This window comes from Bacteroides sp. FSHCM14E1, assembly GCF_019633785.1.
Taxonomy (GTDB): domain Bacteria; phylum Bacteroidota; class Bacteroidia; order Bacteroidales; family Bacteroidaceae; genus Bacteroides; species Bacteroides hominis.
On record NZ_JADKYL010000006.1, the window covers coordinates 203,891 to 220,304 of the forward strand.

At 41.7% G+C, this 16,414-nt stretch carries 16 protein-coding genes; 4 read left to right on the plus strand and 12 right to left on the minus strand.

Annotated features, from left to right (window positions below):
• Positions 1-75: 75 nt before the first annotated feature.
• Positions 76-471: a type VI secretion system tube protein TssD gene (tssD, locus tag ISX59_RS11665; protein ID WP_004310139.1), complete on the minus strand. Its 396-nt coding sequence runs from the start codon at positions 469-471 to the stop codon at positions 76-78.
• A gap of 395 nt (positions 472-866) precedes the next feature.
• Between tssD and ISX59_RS21245 the strand changes: the two genes are divergently transcribed.
• Positions 867-989, plus strand: a complete 123-nt coding sequence (locus ISX59_RS21245; protein ID WP_005777306.1) for a hypothetical protein — start codon at positions 867-869, stop codon at positions 987-989.
• Here the strand turns inward: ISX59_RS21245 and ISX59_RS11670 are convergent.
• Genes ISX59_RS11670 through ISX59_RS11720 form a run of 11 tightly spaced genes read right to left on the minus strand, consistent with a single transcriptional unit; the run spans position 986 to position 13,657 of the window.
• Positions 986-1,789 (minus strand): DUF5457 domain-containing protein, encoded by an 804-nt coding sequence (locus tag ISX59_RS11670; protein WP_004310140.1) that lies wholly within the window; start codon positions 1,787-1,789, stop codon positions 986-988. The genes ISX59_RS21245 and ISX59_RS11670 overlap by 4 nt on opposite strands.
• 5 nt (positions 1,790-1,794) lie before the next feature.
• On the minus strand, positions 1,795-4,143 hold the full coding sequence (gene tssR, locus ISX59_RS11675; RefSeq protein WP_195652898.1) for a type VI secretion system protein TssR domain-containing protein: 2,349 nt from the start codon (positions 4,141-4,143) through the stop codon (positions 1,795-1,797).
• Positions 4,140-5,081 carry a PKD domain-containing protein gene (locus tag ISX59_RS11680; RefSeq protein WP_004310142.1) on the minus strand — a complete coding sequence of 314 codons (942 nt, stop codon included), beginning with the start codon at positions 5,079-5,081 and terminating at the stop codon, positions 4,140-4,142. Before ISX59_RS11680 ends, tssR begins: the two co-directional genes overlap by 4 nt.
• 10 nt (positions 5,082-5,091) lie before the next feature.
• A complete protein-coding gene (tssO, locus tag ISX59_RS11685; RefSeq protein ID WP_004310143.1) occupies positions 5,092-5,538 on the minus strand; it encodes a type VI secretion system TssO in 447 nt (148 codons plus the stop codon).
• Positions 5,535-6,032 (minus strand): hypothetical protein, encoded by a 498-nt coding sequence (locus ISX59_RS11690; RefSeq protein ID WP_005777317.1) that lies wholly within the window; start codon positions 6,030-6,032, stop codon positions 5,535-5,537. Before ISX59_RS11690 ends, tssO begins: the two co-directional genes overlap by 4 nt.
• 20 nt (positions 6,033-6,052) lie before the next feature.
• Positions 6,053-7,201, minus strand: coding sequence for a hypothetical protein (locus ISX59_RS11695; protein ID WP_004310145.1), 1,149 nt, complete (start codon positions 7,199-7,201; stop codon positions 6,053-6,055).
• A 3-nt stretch (positions 7,202-7,204) separates the two neighbouring features.
• A complete protein-coding gene (locus tag ISX59_RS11700) occupies positions 7,205-8,083 on the minus strand; it encodes a TssN family type VI secretion system protein (protein ID WP_004322089.1) in 879 nt (292 codons plus the stop codon).
• A 13-nt stretch (positions 8,084-8,096) separates the two neighbouring features.
• On the minus strand, positions 8,097-9,032 hold the full coding sequence (locus ISX59_RS11705; RefSeq protein WP_220575924.1) for a hypothetical protein: 936 nt from the start codon (positions 9,030-9,032) through the stop codon (positions 8,097-8,099).
• A complete protein-coding gene (locus tag ISX59_RS11710; RefSeq protein ID WP_220575925.1) occupies positions 9,017-11,455 on the minus strand; it encodes an AAA family ATPase in 2,439 nt (812 codons plus the stop codon). Before ISX59_RS11710 ends, ISX59_RS11705 begins: the two co-directional genes overlap by 16 nt.
• The gene (locus tag ISX59_RS11715; RefSeq protein WP_032578517.1) at positions 11,452-13,227 is read right to left on the minus strand and encodes a type VI secretion system baseplate subunit TssF; all 1,776 of its coding nucleotides are present in this window, start codon (positions 13,225-13,227) and stop codon (positions 11,452-11,454) included. Before ISX59_RS11715 ends, ISX59_RS11710 begins: the two co-directional genes overlap by 4 nt.
• Before the next feature lie 7 nt (positions 13,228-13,234).
• Positions 13,235-13,657: a GPW/gp25 family protein gene (locus tag ISX59_RS11720; RefSeq protein ID WP_004310150.1), complete on the minus strand. Its 423-nt coding sequence runs from the start codon at positions 13,655-13,657 to the stop codon at positions 13,235-13,237.
• Positions 13,658-13,824: 167 nt separating this feature from the next.
• Between ISX59_RS11720 and ISX59_RS11725 the strand changes: the two genes are divergently transcribed.
• From ISX59_RS11725 to ISX59_RS11735, 3 genes are all read left to right on the plus strand, one after another.
• Positions 13,825-14,292 (plus strand): hypothetical protein, encoded by a 468-nt coding sequence (locus ISX59_RS11725; RefSeq protein WP_004310151.1) that lies wholly within the window; start codon positions 13,825-13,827, stop codon positions 14,290-14,292.
• Between the two features lie 12 nt (positions 14,293-14,304).
• Complete coding sequence (locus tag ISX59_RS11730; RefSeq protein WP_004310152.1) at positions 14,305-15,684, plus strand: DUF5458 family protein; 1,380 nt, start codon at positions 14,305-14,307, stop codon at positions 15,682-15,684.
• A gap of 112 nt (positions 15,685-15,796) precedes the next feature.
• Positions 15,797-16,411 carry a hypothetical protein gene (locus tag ISX59_RS11735; protein WP_004310153.1) on the plus strand — a complete coding sequence of 205 codons (615 nt, stop codon included), beginning with the start codon at positions 15,797-15,799 and terminating at the stop codon, positions 16,409-16,411.
• Positions 16,412-16,414 lie beyond the last annotated feature (3 nt).

A 16,414-nucleotide genomic window follows, 5' to 3' on the forward strand; every position in this document is an offset into this window, starting at 1 on the left:
CCAAAGCCGCCCGGCGGAAGTCCGTCGGACGGCCTGACAAATGTTTTGATTTAGGATTTACCTATGTACGCCGATTTATTTCTTCGGCCAACGGTTGTCAAGAGCTGCGCTGCCGACGATGATTTCTTCAGCGGAGAACGTAATGGTGATTGTCATAGGCACATCGTTGTTCGCGTCCAGAGTTTCCGAGTAGTGAACGATGTATGCGTTCTTGAACTGAATCTCCTTCATCTTGGCATCTTCCTCCGTTTTTTTGTAGATAATCTTTCCTTCTACAGGTTTGAAAGGACTGTTCAACATCGCTTCGATGACCGAAGTGTCTTCTGTTGATTCGATGGTTGCTTTTACTCTACCACCCAATACGCTTGAAGAGGGCATACCTTTAGGGTCCGTGTTACGACTAAACTCATAGTTTGAATAAAGGACGTCAAATTCCTTGTTGTTAAGTTCCAATGATGCTCTAAATGCCATAATACTTGGATTTAATGGGTTAAACTTAATTATTTTACTTCGGTTTCTCCGTCCTTGCGCCCTAACCGGTATAGATGCAAAAAAGAGAAAACCTCAAAAACGATTTTTTGAAATTTCCTCTCAGCCTCCGGATGACTCAGTTTTATTGTGGGAAAAAGAGAAGAAAATAAAACATCATCTTTGATGTGAGCAAATATAAGTGCTTATATTCATTTTTCCAAATTTTTTAGCGCGTTTTTTTTGCTGTTATTTTCATTTTAACACGTTTTAAACTAATGTTCGTGTATAAAGCCACTGTCCTATATGATTAGAAACACGCCCCGTTGATGATGTGTCGCTATTAAATTGATTCCCGGTATTGTACAATAACACTTGTAGAAGAAGTTTCATCAGGAATGGACGAAACCGTCGGAAAGAAAACTGCTGCCGGAATGCAGAAAAACGGTATCCACCGCATGAAAGTGGCAGATACCGTTAGCAGATTGACTATGCAGTCTGAATGTTTGCGTATGTCCTAATTCTTACGCCCGTATCGGCAGATGAGCAATGAACTTAATACCAGGAGTGCAAGAGCAATCATCCATGTGTAGATCTTCCGTTCCTTTTCCAAATGTTCGATGTCCGCCGCTTGTTGTTTGGAGCAAGTTGTCAGTATATTAATCTGGGATTGTTGTGCCTTGCAGATATCCATAAGTTCAGAATTAATCCGTTGCTGTGTCTCCAGCGAAGTTTGGATGTTCTTGAAGTTGCGGTTGGTCGTATATGCGTCACGGATATATCCGGGCGTGCTAACCTGTAACGAGGGAACCTGTATGCTGTCCGGAAGGTATGTCAGTTCTGCATTATTGCGCCGTTCCGTTGCGAAGCTGTTGAACAGGAGTATGCCAACAAGTGTGCCGCTGATCAGAAAGGCTATTAATGCTATGATGGCAAACATTGTGTTTGATGATTTTGCGACAGGTTGTTGGTACTCTCGTTCAAGCCATGGATGATGGTTCATCGTGTGAGGCGGAATGGATGTTCCATACTCCACAGTCCGGACTTCGGCATTTTCTTCGGTCTCTTTTTTCTCAAGAGCCTTACGTCTTGATATATCCATAAATTCGCGCTTGGCAATCTGGTATTTATCCGCTTGATAAATTACAAGGTCGTTTTTTACCAGCCAGTCAAGAACGTCCTTGACACTCCGTTCTGATACCTTGAGGTTGCTGATGCTCCAAAATATTTCTGCACAAGATACCCATATTGGCTTCTGGAGGCACTTCTGATATAGGATTTCAAGAATCTCTGCCTGTAGTTGTTCTCTTGTTGGTTCCATTTTATTTACAGTATTAATTGTTTCGGAATAAAATAATATTTCTTGCCGGCGATGAATACAGGTCTGAAAAGGTTGCGTTGATATATGTCTTCCAGTCTCTTCATCTTTGAAATCAGGGTTGTATAGCCACTATTAAAGTCCGTCAGTTCAACCTTTCTTTTCTTTAGTTTCTTCACCTTTGTTGAATTTAAAAGGCTGTCATTGGCCATGACTCCCGTCTTACAATAGAAGATTTGAGCCAAATATGGATTTCTGGGCAATACTTTTCGATAGAAACTTCTGTTTATGCTTTTCTTTTGCCGGTTAAATTGCTTGCGAAGCACTCTTAGCTCCTTTTTCCCTATGTTATCTGAGAACTCCGGGAGCAGTCCCCTGTAGCTTTGCAGCAGTTCCATCACTTCCTTGTCATCGAGTAGATATCCATATTCGTACCCGTCCATTATACTGTCCGCTACGGAGGCCTTTATATAGTAGGTGTCATTCACGCTGTTTCTATCTATATCGTCAAGGCTCATACTGTCAGGATTTTCCGTATGATGGAATATATGCGTCAGTTCGGATGTGGGACGGCTTCTTAGGACACCTATATTTCGCTCATAATCTTTAAGTGAGTGCAACAGTAGGCTGTCCGTCTCGAAAGATTGCCATAATACGGAATCCAAGGCTGTTTCCAAAGCGTTGCTTTCCAGTCTGTTTCTACCTTTAGGGAATAAGATTCCTCCTACCGTAAGGCTGTTGTATGGAGCATCGTACAGGTATAAGTTGGCATCCGTAGCTTCTATGTTCTTGAACAGCTCCGTCTTTACCAGTCTGCTGTCTGCGATATAATTGGATATATGGTCTATGTATTTCGTAGAATGGCTGTCCAGAATGGATTTGGCCTGCAATAGGAAGTCCTGATAAGAAGTGCCTGACGCTCTGTCTATCTGGACAAACAGAAGCCTTGCCGGTTGGGTTGCCAGCCACGAGAGTTGTTGCTCGTGCAAGGATAAAGTTTGCTTTGACCCTAAAATGACAAATACATTGTTGCTGAAACGGCTTTCGTCATCATAACGGGAGATTTGTTTGATAGCCCCGCCAAAACCGTAAAACGATGATTGTTCCTCTTGCTCGTTTTTCCGTTTGGAAGAAATGGATTGTTTGATATAGTCGAGCCAGGCTGAAAAGTCCTTGGTTGGGGCCAAATGTCTGTTTTCTCCGTTGGAGGATATGCAAGTTGCTGAGAAAGTGTAGTCATATCCGGGCTTCATTTTCAGCTTTAGGTTCTGTAGTACATTGATATATGGGGATAGATAAGGCAGGTCGGCATCATTGAACAGTACATGTATGTTCACGTTTTTGTTTTCCGCTTCCATCTTTCGGACATCGGAAACCATGATGTCTACGCCTTTGATATTGATAATCTTATTCCAGTTCTTGTCCCAGACGGACAAAGGATAGTTCAGCCGGATATTCCCATTCGTCATAGGCCCTGCCAGGTTTCCATCCAGGTTGAACAACATCGTACCCTGAATATTCGCATTATGTAATGCCAACGTATCGGGATACATTAGGTTGACAGCACACAACAAAGAATCACGGTATCGTGAATAATCAATATGATACACCTCATTTTGGCCGACTTCTGCAAGAAGGTCAGCGGGAACCCACCCTAAAAAGCGTTTGGTACTGTCTGATAATGCGGGAACATTGGAAATCAATGCGGATTTGCCGCTCTTGTCTAACTTGTATAGGTAAACAACCTCTCCGCTGACAACTACCGCATCCGTTGTTGTTTTCAAAAACGGCTCTCCGTATATTTTCAGGGTATCTCCATTGAAGAATTGATGGATATCGAACAGCTTGTTAATGCTGTTTATGCCTATACGGTACCTTATCGGCTGGTTGTTGCGGGGATTGATACGGGCATGGTCGTACATCAGTACATTTTCCGATGGTATCCATCCGGCATAATTGACTTTACGGGGTTCCTTAAAGTGTCTCTTGCTGTTATACAGGAAACCTATTATCGACTTGGGCTTGCCTGTAATGTCTGGGTCAGCCTGAACGAGCTTGTAGGTTCCGTTCTTTTCACCTACTATGTAATAGGGTGTGCCAATCCCGTGTGAAGACCGCTTACGCTGGAAATACGGGTCTTCATAACTTTGATTTCCAGTCCTGTCCGAATAGACAATTCTGTTTGTCTTGCTTTTCTTTGTTTTGAAAGGAGCTTCTGTTGATTCCGGATAATTGAATATATCCCTATCCATTATTTGTATTCTGTCGCGGATGGACACTTGGGCAGATACGTTGCACGCAAGAGTAATCATCACGGCCACAGAAAACAGATTTCGTATGAGATTCAGTTGTTTCATTTTTCAATATAACTTTGTGTCACATGGATGGACTTGACGCAATTCAAATCGTCAATTTTCACATCATCAATACTCACACGCTTTTTCCTGTTGCTTTCAAGAAAATGCAGTCCTTGGCAATAGCCGTTGAAGTCATTGTATTTTTCATCATTGATGACGACCACTACCTGGTCTGCATCAATGCAAAAATATTTGTTACGGATATAATTCGTATGTTCGTAATAGACCGACTTTTGTGAGACTTTGGCGTCAGCTATGGCTTGCAAGTGTTTTTTTATATCATTCTGTACCAGTACCAACGAATCCACCGTGACAAGTTCCTCTGCTTTTTCAAAGCGTGGGAGAATGGTTATACGGTGCTTCACCGGATATTTCGTCGTATTGGTTTGTAATGAGATGGTGTATTCTCCCGGAATATCATACGAATACACGACTTGCTGCTCGTATGCGTCCACAGTACCGCTTTCTCCAAATTCCCATAGCCATGTGTCCATACCATAGCCTTCTGCCGAAAAGACCAGCTCTTCACCTTGATAACCCTCTGACACTCCATTTATACGGGGTATGGAATCAATGGCCTCATGCTCCAGCCCTGAGATAACTTTGATATACTTGTTTACGGAGTGTTTTCCGTCTATTTTCAAAGTAATAAGATATTTGCCGGCCTTACGGTAAGTGTATGACACATCCGTATTTCTCATCAGTGTATCACCGTTTCCCATTTCCCAAATGAGCCGCTTGCCTTTAATCGCTGCCGTATCGTTGACTAATAGCTCCAACCGCTCATTGACCTCATAATGAAAATTATCATTGGTGTCATACACATAAAAGTCAATATTGGCAAGGTGCGACTTCGAAGGCAGGAACAAAAACAAAAGGATACCTGCCATGGCAACCAGTCCCAATATGATGATTGTTATAGTTTTCTTATTATCCATTGCGAATGTTTTATAAATTGGCTTTACATTCTTCCAAATCCCGTTCAATCAGTGCATTGTTATGTACCAGACTGTTCAATTCCTCTTTTATGTCGAATTGGCATTTAAGCATTCTGGAGGACAACACGCCGAAAAGGAATTTCGTATTCATATTGTTTTCCTTGTATATATGCTGCAATTGGTAAATCCCATCCTTCACCTCGTCCATCTTTTGTACTTGATGAATGTTGAAGTCCAGAGAGTCAATCTCATTCCAGATGTTCTGCGCTTGCTGCATATGTGTATGCTGGATTTCAAAAATGCGTTCGGAATGGTTGATTTCGTTTATCAACTCCGAACTGTCCTCTGTCGGTACGTTGAGTATATACCGGCAAAGTATGATATAAATTGCGGCTACTGAGAAAATCAGCAGCAGGAGGAAACGGATGTTTCCCCATAGCATTTCGTCTTTTGTCATGGCTTCGTCAGTTTATTCTTGGTTAATTCCTGATATTTGATTCTACACTTTTCAAGTTGCTCCATGTTGCTTTCACGCTTTTTGCTTTCGCGGTCAAGGTCATCCATTGATGATTGGATGACACGGATCTGTTCAAGCATAGCTTTATACACTTCGTACTTGCTTTTATCGGCCTGCATTGCAATGTCATTTTCCATTAATAACCGTTTTTTGGTTATCAATTTTTGCATGTGCTTGTGTTCACTCGAATTTCGCCGCTTGGTCTTCAGATTGTTCAAGTCCCGGAACAATTCTTCTATCTGGAAGTTAAGTTCTGCCTGTTTCTTGAACACATTGTCATATTCGGCCTTCTTGCTTTCAAGAAGGGATATTCCCTTTTGTGCAGTCACAATCGTTACGATACCTCCGGTTGTGGTAACAATCAGTGCGATAGCGAATACCAAAGTAAATCGGAGTTTCGCTTTCAAACGAGCTATTTTGTTTTCTGCTTCCATACTTGCTATGATTTAATCGCTCAACCTATAAACGACCATGATCGTTTCTTTTGAGCTTCTATTGTTTCGTGACTTTCGTCTCCTACTATAATATTCTCACGAACCATTCCGATGTATTCCAGTTCACTCATTTTGTGGAACATATTGCTGAGCAGTGTCACAAATGCCCCTGCCGTCTGCAATGATTGGTTTATATTGGTATGGTCATACATAAGCTTGGTTAGGCTCTCTATCTTCGTGATAAATTCAGAGGGTGTGACATTGGTCCACTCATAGAAGTATTGGAGCAATTGTTCTCTTTCCGTTTCGGAAAGACTTTGAAGAGCGGAGTTCAGGCCGTTTGCAAGCTCATTCACGGCCTGCACAAGATATATCGGCGGTTGCTCTAAGGCGATTTGTTCGATAAAGAAGATTCTTGAGTTGTAAAAGGCAGAGAAAGCCTTACACAGCTCAAAAGTATTATTGGCAAGCGTATCTCTACGCTTGTCAGCAACATTCCTGCTGTAAATGAGTTTCACGTCTTCTTTTATCGACTGTAGGGTACGTGCCAATTGGGAAATGAATGTTTTAATCCCATCGTGGCAAGCGGAATGTTGTACCGGTGGAATATATTGATGATTGATTTTATAGGTATTCCCTTGTCTGCATACCTCTGCCACCAGCAAAAAATTCTGGCTGTAGAAAGATTTGTTGACTTGGTTTTTGGGAACGATATGGAGTTTTATGCTCGGCAAGACATACGGGTGATGCAAAGGCACCTCTTCCGGGTCCGGTTCACCGACAGGTATCAAGTGATACGGATCTACGGATATTAGTACCATATACTCGCTGTCCTCGGCTTGCAGACCGGATTCTGAAATGGTTGCACAAGGTTTCTCATCCCCGTATAAACCGTCGTAATAAACGATGGGCAGACCGCCTTTGGTGATAGCGTTGCAGCTTTTCAGGCGGACACAGAGAGTAGACATGGTATCACCTGAAATCTCTATTTCAAGATTGTCACCTATCCCTTCAAGGACCTCTCCAAGACCATAGTTATAACTGGTCAGACTCCTTCCTGCTTCGCGGTTGAGAGCTTCCGTTTGGCAATACTGGTTTGCAAAGAAATGCTGGCTGGTCAGCTTCAGACCATTGACCCAGTTTACAGGCAAATATGTTAGTGTTTTCATATATTATGATGTTTTTGTTTCTACTTGTACACGTCGGATATATATCGTTTGATTATTCTTAATCTTATTGCCCTCACTCGTCAGAGTGGGGTCAAGTATTCTTATGAACAACGGGAAGTTAAACCATTTTGAGGTATAGAACATCCATCCGATTTGCATATCTTCCTTCTCTGTTTCAATCTTGTTTTGGGGGAAACGCCTGTTTTGGTCTTCGATAACCCAATTGAACCAATTCCCAAGAGATATTTCATTGGGCAGGCGGACAACCAACGAAGCGTATGTCGGGTCTTTTATATTCCGTTTGATCTTAACTTTGACCGTTCGGAAGCCGAAGTTGTCTATGTTGTCCCAATATTTCCGGTCAAAGGTACCATAGCTCAATTCCCATGGGGTATATATCGGGTGCGGGATGTCCAGGAACAGGGTTCTGCTGTACATAATCAGATATGGGATTGCAAACCACAGGATATTTGTTGTGTTCCATAGCGAATAAGGTAGCTTGCTTATCAGTTCAAACAGCAGATAGTAGCACCATCCGCCTAAAGCGCATATTGTGGTTAGAGTGAGAATGACCGCTGTTCGGGAACTGCCAATACCGATTGCTCCGAACAAATCGGAGGTTGACAGTTTGCAGAACAATGCTCCAAGGAGGATATAGGACAATATCGTGAATGTCAAGCCTCCCCAGACGTATTCGTTTTTTAGGAAACCGAACAGGCTGGGTAAAGCGACGGCAATGGAAGCCAGAAGAATGAATATGATTAATTTCTTCAGGCTAAGTTTGCTCTTGATCGTTTTTATTCCAGTCAAGACAAATATCATCACGGCTACAAATAATGGAGCCAATAAATAACGTGCAAAGAAATATAGCAATATCTTCATATTATTAGATTTTTCATAAGTTCATATTATATCCTAATCGGTTTTCTCCGAGTATAAAATCCGTTTCTCCACGTACCAGATAATCAACTTCGATATTTCTTGTTGAAAGGATGAAAAAATCAAGTATCCGGCGGACATTGGATAGATGCGTTTTTACCTCCTCATAGTCATCTGTCGGAGTATCAAGGATGATTGTCGCCGTCAAATCATCGGTTTCGCTTATCATTAGACCATTAAGGCCTAATGTCTGTCCGACACATCCGGAACCGACGGAAAGGTAAACCGTTTCATCAATCTCATGGACTTCCAGTCGCAGTTTCACCTTCAATCCCAAAACGATAAGAAGCAGTTGCTCGATAGCAGGCAGGTTCTCTTTATACCGTTCTGCATTGCAGAGGAATAGGAACAGCTTATATTTCTGATGGGAAGTAATGGATAGTTCGACATTTTCCATAACTTCAATCATCTTGATGAAGTTCTTCTTGGAGTCCGGGTCTGAAAAGAAATTCAGATGGCGGTTATTGATACGGACCTTTTCTTTGAAAAACTCTGTATCAAAGGGTGCAAAGAATTGTATAAGCTCTTTATCCTGTTTTTCATTGGCTCGGATGGCTTCAACTATCTCCTTGTTGCTCATGCCCGGTGTGCTAAGCACCAATGGATGAAATAGTAATTCCGGCAATTGATGATAGATGCTGTTTCTTGCCAGATTCAGCAATATATATTCTTTGTCGGCATTTGTCGCCGCGATATGCTGTACCGAAACACTTAATACATCTCTGGATTTCACACGACTGTTCATACCATGGCAATTAACCATAGTATGGTCCAACAGCCGCCGGTCAAGAATAAATTGAAGTTCATCATAAAAGATTTCTGCGACAAAATTTATTGCCTGACTGCGTTGGATGCTTTCCAAGGGTTTCTTTTGCGCTAACATTGTTCCCATATCAGTTCACCGTTTCGATAGTTTATGACGATGTTGTCACCCGACTTGATTTGCTCAGAGACAATCAGACGAGATACGGACTTCTTGATATAAGTTCTTATGACTCCTGCTATCGGACGTGCGCCGTATTTGGGAGAATACCCTTTGTTTGCCAGATGTTGCAATGCTTCATCCGACAAATTCAACTGGATGTTTTTCTGTTTCATCAGTTGTTCTTGCAATCTTCCAAAATGGAGGTTGAATATCTGTTTGGCGACATTTTCATCTATTGGCGCAAACGGAACCACCTCGGTGAGACGTCCCAAAAATTCAGGTCGGAAATACTGTGCCATAACCTCGATGAGCTTTCCGGAATCAGGAGTATGTCCGGATTGTATTTGTTCCACAATCCACTGGCTTCCGATATTGGAGGTGAAAATGATTATGGAATTTGAAAAATCTCCTTCCCGGCCCAGTTTATCATGTATCTTGCCTTCATCCATCATTTGCAGGAAAACATCATAAACGCTGCTATGGGCTTTCTCAATCTCATCGAATAACACTACCGAATAAGGTTTCTGTCTGATTTGAGTGACCAGTAAACCACCTTCCTCATATCCTACATATCCCGGAGGTGCACCATACAGCAATGCAGCCGAATGTTCTTCCTTGAACTCGGACATGTCAAATCTGATCATGGCTGATTCGTCATCAAACAGTAACTCGGCCAGTGATTTTGTGAGTTCTGTTTTTCCCGTTCCGGTAGGGCCAAGGAAGAAGAATGAACCTATAGGCTTCTTGGGGTCACTCAGTCCGCTGCGTGATTCTATAATGGCATCTGATAAAGTCGTAATGGCCCGGTTCTGTCCTTTGACCCGTTCTTGCAATTTGCTCTCGATGCTCAAAAGTCGATCCTTCTCGCGGGCTTGTATTTTTCCGATAGGTATATTGGTGCACTCCGCTACAATCGCCTCTATTTCCGAAGAGCGTATCTCTTCAATAGACTGGTCGGATAGTGCCTTTAATTCTTTGATGATGCCCGACAAACGTCCTGCTTTTATCGCGATGTCATCTTCTTTATCCCATACATAGTTGTCTGACAGTTTGGTGGTCAATACGACACTGATTTTGCTGAATACAGAACGGTATAGTAAGTAAAGCGGCCCTTCAGATATTTTTTCGTCGAGACTCTTTATTTCCTCAAAATCCGCTTCCAAATCAGATACACTGGCTCGTGCATTCTTATTGCATAGCCGGACGGAAGCAGCGGTTCTGTCAAGCAGGTCGATGGCGGCATATGGCAGGCTGCGTTCCTTAAAATATCGTTTGGAGAGTGCGATTGAATCTTTAATACACGCATCTGAAATTCTCAGCTCGTAATAGTTTTCAATCCTTTTTTTATGTAATTGTATGGCACTTTCAAGTGTAGCCGTATCCAGTTCTTCAATCTTTATGATATCAAGACGCCCTTCTATCGGATGCTTTTCGATATTCTTCCGGTAAGAATCGTTCGTGAGTGTGAGAACAAGATTTGCGGCTCCCTCGCTGATTTGCGCACTTAATATGTTGATAAGTGTGGATGCTTTGCCTGATACGCTGTTCTCCAAAAGGACCTGTAAATCATCAATCACCAGCACAGCTTGTTCCAATTGGTTGAGCTTGTGCATCAGATTGACAACTTTTTGTGCTATCTCCGTTTCAGACGAGGTTGATGCGAGCAGTTTTGCCGTATTGAGTCCGACAATAGATATTTGCTTTAACATCTCGTCTTCATTCTCACAGATATCTTTGACAAAGGCGTTGATGATGGAACTCTTCCCGATACCGGATTCACCGACAATCAGTATGCCCTTGTTCTCTGAGCGTTCGAGGCATTCTAAAATAGTACGGACCTCTTTTTCCCTACCGACGACAAAGCCACCGGCATTGATGGTTTCTTGCTTTTTTAGGTTGTCGGCATAAGGAACGCTTGCTGTTATCTGCATTTCCTCTCCTTGATAAGAATGCAACGGGGTAAGGGCATTGTAGTGGGACAATATGTCATCTTCCGAAACATCCAGCATCTCTATCTGCTGATGCGAATATACGACACCTTCACGCAATATGGCGGTAAACACACAGATGGAGTCTATGGAATCCGCTCCTAATTTAATTTTAGACCGTTCGGACTCATCCAAGACTTTTGACACTTCTTCGTCAGGCTCCACTTCTTCTGTGGAAGTGCCACTGGACCTATACATTTCGCGGTGGGTGTCAAACCATTCCATTATGTAGCCGACATCCTTCTGCATCGAGGATAAAATTTCTTTTAGACCCGTGTTTTCTGCAAACATGGCCATGACAAGATGTGACACGCCGAACGTGTTATGCTTGTCTTGAAGTGCCATTCCTCTTGCTATCTTAAGGGCAGACACCAAACTTGGGCTATAATTGCTATCATTCATACGAATTTGATTTTATAGTTTGAATTACATACAGAGCGTTCAGTCAAATCTTTTTCAAGATAATGGGCCAATTCTTCCAGATTGGGAATTTCATCTTTATCAAATTGTCCAAACTTTATCTTGACCTCTGTCACTCTGATTAATCCTTTTTTGCTGTCAGGAGATATAGTCACGCCATTACCGACTTCGACTGATTCAACATGTTTTCCCAGCTTGTGAAACAAGTAGCTTTTGATGTCTTCTTTAGATATAATCCGTTCCCGGGACAACAGACCATACCTTAAACTATTAATAAGTTCCTGTTCGCTATCATGCGTTGTTCCTCCTTGCATACAAGTGCGCAACATGATGCCTGAAGCGTCATATTTTTCTATGTTGAATTGCTGTATCAGTGTGCGTTCATTGAAACCGTTCGCCAGAGATCCGGAAGTCACCCAATATTTTATCTCGGCATTGGTCGCATCCTTTTGGGGGACACTTAAAACAAAGGCCTTTATTTTGTTATCTCCTTTTAGCGTGGCCTCCAATCCTTTCTCTATATCATTTATCTTGTTGAACAACTCTTTGAGCTGCGTCGAAAGTGCATCCGGATTCATTGAAGCAAAAGCACTCCCGTCTTCTTTCATTAATTGTAACACTTTTGAAATTAATGAGCGGGCACTGTCCGAATCAAATCGTTCAAGGTCGCCAAAATACAGACTGAATATACCTGTCGGATTTTCCTCATACTGGTTCAGTCGGTTTACATATTCCCGGCCTTTGTTGTCTTGAAACGAGCGTATGTTCAAGAATTGTGTACGGCCCGGACATTTCAGGGGTATAATTCGTCCGGTGGAACGGAAATTATGCTGTTTGTAAACGATTTGTCTGTTTACAACCGGAAATGTGTTCAAATATACTTCCAGATTTTCAAGACTTTCTTTCGTGAATATTTCCGGAAAGACTATCTTGACCCAAAAGAGATTCTCAGAGTCATCTGGGACCTCGCAGTCGGCCACATAACCGGGAAACATTTCTCGGTAGGTATGTTTCTCTTTGGAAGCATCTTTTATACTCACATTAAAATATAGGTCACTATAAAAATCGCGGATTTCATCAAAGTAGTGCGCATTACTATATGGATCTTCAACATGAAGGCCTGTTTTTGCATTCAATCGGTTTCCTGTGCAGTCATAGAAGAAAGCCATATTCATAAACGGAAGTAACCCCATATCGGAAGGCTTGATACAAAACATTACAGAGTCCATGTTTTGCAGGACTTCTTTAGACACATCCAGCCCGACCCAGACGCAATAATCCGCTATCCGGTTTTTAGGGCCAAGGAAGCGTGTTGGAGTGCTAAAGCTATCGGTTGAATGCCTTATACTATCGTTGTATGCGATTGCTTTGACTTTTGCATCAACCAGTTTATAGGAAAACAAAGGGGTTATAAAGACTTGAATATCCCCTTTGCCAAATATGTTTTTCTCTGCATAAAAGTGATCTTCGGCATCAAGTTCGCAACATTCCCCATGATTGGGGGTAATAGTCATAAGCGCATGGGCCGGCTTTGGCAGCGACCATTTGTTTCCTATGAGTATTCTGGACAGGCGGTGAAGTATCCGTGAATCGGACTGATCTATTTCTTGATGCAGCTTGTTGGACTCATGGGCAAAAACTTCAAGCAGCAAATCTATCACGGGGTCCATATCGCGTATATCGGATACACCCCAAAACTCCATAGCCTGCTTTAATATTCGTTCCTTTATTGCAATTTGTTTCTTGTCTGACATAGTTCGATTATTGTGATAAAGGGCTTATATATAATGAGGTGTTAAAACTGAATTTCTCGTTGGTTCTATCCATTATTCCGGTCACCGTTATTTGTGCCTTTCTTCGGATATGAGATACTTTATCTATATTTTCTTCTTCTATTTCCAAAAGGGTAACGTTCACATCTACATTCCGTAGTCTCTTTTCATATTTCTCTATCGTTTTTATTAAGGAGTTTTTTACTCCTTCCTCCCAATCGCTGATTTTCACAAGTTGGTTGAACTCAAGGTCCCATATCATGGAACCAAAGTCTTCTCGGCCGATAACTTCCCCATGGTGAGAAAGAATCAGTAGCATGATGTGTTGGGCTATCGATTCCTGATAGGAACACCTTTGCAATTTCTTGGCAACAGCCGATTGCAATTGTAATGGCATTTTCAGGTAAGTCATACTATTCTTTTATTTTATTCTATTTCGCAAATATACTCTTTTCCTTGTTAGATGCCAATAAAATGCTCCTAAAAATTTGACGGTTTCAGAAATAATTCATATATTGCGCACGGTCACAAAACCAAAAGAGAGCTATAAAAAAAGTATGATATTAAAAAGTAAATTCTATGGCAATCTACAATTATGGAATTGGAGGCAACGAAGTAAAAGTCGATGCGAACGAATCCATCGCGGAAATCCCCTCCAACCGAACTTTGATAGTTCAAAAACTGACAGATGAAGCTCCTGCGGCTCCGGAAAGCGTGTATGGTTTGGAAACCATTGAAGATGTGTTCCAACGTTTTGAACCAACAGTTGACTTATGCCACGTGGATGCGGAAGGTAATGAAATCAAGGAAATCATGACATTCACCGGACTTGGAGACTTCGGAGCCAAGAAGATTAAAGAGAAGAGTGATTTCTTGAGTAAACTTGACATTGAGAAAGAGCAGGGTGTCAGAATAACTCGCCAGCTTACTTCCAACCGCGCTTTACAGAAAGCACTTGAAAATCCGGAAGTCAAAAATGCCATTATGGACGTGATTGAATCATCAATCGAGGAGATTCTGGCAAATCAAAAGAAAGTAGAACTTTAATCTTTTACTAAGATGAAGCAGGAAACTCAACAACAGACAGCCAGTACGACAACCTCACAGAAAGTCGTATCACAACAGGCGCAAAAGTCATCTGCATCGGCAATAGACAAACTCAAAGAATTTGGTGGCTTCGCTTTTCTTGAAAATATCATAGATGGGTATTCCAATCTTAATCCGGCACGAAAGGCCCGTCGCAACATCTTCCTCACGGATGAACAGTGGGAAAATGAACGTAAGGCCTTGGTTAATCGCTTAAGCGTATGGCTCAAACTCTTACGTGAGAATGACACTGCCGAACAAATGCGGGACAAGGCCAAAGAAACCGCAGAAAACGCCGAGAACCTTCTTAATCATAACTTGAAGAATGCTCTTGCCAGGACACGGGAACTTGAAAGCGCATATCGCACTATTGCGTTCTTTTACAAGAACACGGAAAGTGATAAGGTGAAGAATGTCACCATTGTCAATGCGACCATGGAGCAGCTTCAGGATTTGGACAATACCATTTTCGCTGACCACATTAGCAACGAACTCAAACAGAATTTTGACCGTCTTGACCTGCGTCGCAACTACTCCTTGCTTGTCGTTCCTGGATATATAGGCTCAAATGCCATTTTGGATAAGTGGTCTAAAATGGCATACGAGAACAAGGTTTTTCTTGTTACAGACTTCCAAGACCTCGAAACTCCGGACGATGTAGTAGATATATTCTTCAATGCCAATCATACGAGTGGAGATGTGTTCAAATCGAATACTATTATGACCTGTAACTGGTTGCTTGGTCGTCAAAGAGAGGAAAGCGTTGGAGAAGAAGAAAATCTTTATATTCCGCCATCTTCTTCACTTGCCGGAAAAATATACAACACCTTAATGTCTCAGGTAGTAGCCGGAAAGAAATTTGGTGGACTTAATGAAGTAGAAAGTGTACGCTTCGACCTTCGCAAGAGCGAGATTTCCGAGCTTGAACGTATGGGTCTTGTGCCGATGGTGAACGAGTACAGCAAGGTTATGGCTTTCTCCGCCAAGACATTATTTAATGGAGATAATCTTGGCTTGCAGACCTACTCCGTAGTTCGTGTATTCGACTATATAACGAAGGTACTGATTGACTTCCTGAACCGTCGGGCATTTGAAAATTGGACTACTCGCACGGAAGCAGATTTACGTGGTCAGGTTGTGAAATTCCTCGATAGTGTAATGGGACCGAACAAACTCATCGAACGCTTCAAGGTTATGAAGATTGAACAAGACCCGAATCAGAAAGACCGTGTGCTTCTTGACATCCACATCACACCGTATTTCCCGGCAAAAAGCTTCGTGATACAGCTTGCCGGTCATAAAGGCGATAATCCGGAAGATGCTATTTGGGAAAGCGAATATCATCAAGAATAGTATTGAATAATTTTAAATTTACAGATGGGCATAGTTATGCCCATCTGTAAATCATTTATCAGGGTCATGTGTTGCTGAAATTATATGTCTTATTATTGAAATCTTTACTTATATGAAACTCCGAGATGTGGATATTATTATTTCTGGTACAAAAACTGGGGATACCTATTATGCAAAATCTTATCCATGCAGTGATATGGATAAGAATAGCAAAATAGAGCTCTATGGAGTCCCTGTATATTATGTCTATATCAAAGGTACTGATGATAAAGGTCAAAGTGTAAAATATACATGGAAAGCATTACGCTTCATGCCGTATTATAACCCACCAAATTTTAGTTCTTATAAAACAATTGGATGGGTTAATAGTGGCTTGCATAAGCTCAATAGGCAGCCTGCACCAGAATATAAAAAAGCCTATGAGGTACATAATACATATTCTCAACATAATGGTGCAATAGTTCTAAAAGGAACTTTTTACATTCACGCTGGTCCTGAAGATCTTACTCATATTGGATGGGGAGCAGCAGGGTGCGTTGAAATAATAGGAAGTTTTAGTGAGTTTAAAGATCAAGTAAAAGAATTATCGGGGTCAACTCAAGTTGATGCGGATAGTGCAATTTCTGAATTAGTTTTTTATAAAAAACTTTATATAGAAATTGAATATGCTACTCCACCCAATATTAAAGCGAATTTTTATAAAGAAGTTAGTATAAAAAGGAGATAAGAT

Bases quoted from the DNA above. Each gene is read 5' to 3' on its own strand.
- ISX59_RS11695 (WP_004310145.1), bottom strand. From the start codon at position 7,201: ATGAAAACACTAACATATTTGCCTGTAAACTGGGTCAATGGTCTGAAG.
- ISX59_RS11690 (WP_005777317.1), bottom strand. From the start codon at position 6,032: ATGGAAGCAGAAAACAAAATAGCTCGTTTGAAAGCGAAACTCCGATTT.
- ISX59_RS11670 (WP_004310140.1), bottom strand. From the start codon at position 1,789: ATGGAACCAACAAGAGAACAACTACAGGCAGAGATTCTTGAAATCCTA.
- ISX59_RS11700 (WP_004322089.1), bottom strand. From the start codon at position 8,083: ATGAAGATATTGCTATATTTCTTTGCACGTTATTTATTGGCTCCATTA.
- ISX59_RS11725 (WP_004310151.1), top strand. From the start codon at position 13,825: ATGGCAATCTACAATTATGGAATTGGAGGCAACGAAGTAAAAGTCGAT.
- ISX59_RS11720 (WP_004310150.1), bottom strand. From the start codon at position 13,657: ATGACTTACCTGAAAATGCCATTACAATTGCAATCGGCTGTTGCCAAG.
- ISX59_RS11710 (WP_220575925.1), bottom strand. From the start codon at position 11,455: ATGAATGATAGCAATTATAGCCCAAGTTTGGTGTCTGCCCTTAAGATA.
- tssR (WP_195652898.1), bottom strand. From the start codon at position 4,143: ATGAAACAACTGAATCTCATACGAAATCTGTTTTCTGTGGCCGTGATG.
- ISX59_RS11715 (WP_032578517.1), bottom strand. From the start codon at position 13,227: ATGTCAGACAAGAAACAAATTGCAATAAAGGAACGAATATTAAAGCAG.
- ISX59_RS11705 (WP_220575924.1), bottom strand. From the start codon at position 9,032: ATGGGAACAATGTTAGCGCAAAAGAAACCCTTGGAAAGCATCCAACGC.
- tssD (WP_004310139.1), bottom strand. From the start codon at position 471: ATGGCATTTAGAGCATCATTGGAACTTAACAACAAGGAATTTGACGTC.
- ISX59_RS11680 (WP_004310142.1), bottom strand. From the start codon at position 5,081: ATGGATAATAAGAAAACTATAACAATCATCATATTGGGACTGGTTGCC.
- ISX59_RS11730 (WP_004310152.1), top strand. From the start codon at position 14,305: ATGAAGCAGGAAACTCAACAACAGACAGCCAGTACGACAACCTCACAG.
- tssO (WP_004310143.1), bottom strand. From the start codon at position 5,538: ATGACAAAAGACGAAATGCTATGGGGAAACATCCGTTTCCTCCTGCTG.
- ISX59_RS11735 (WP_004310153.1), top strand. From the start codon at position 15,797: ATGAAACTCCGAGATGTGGATATTATTATTTCTGGTACAAAAACTGGG.
- ISX59_RS21245 (WP_005777306.1), top strand. From the start codon at position 867: ATGGACGAAACCGTCGGAAAGAAAACTGCTGCCGGAATGCAGAAAAAC.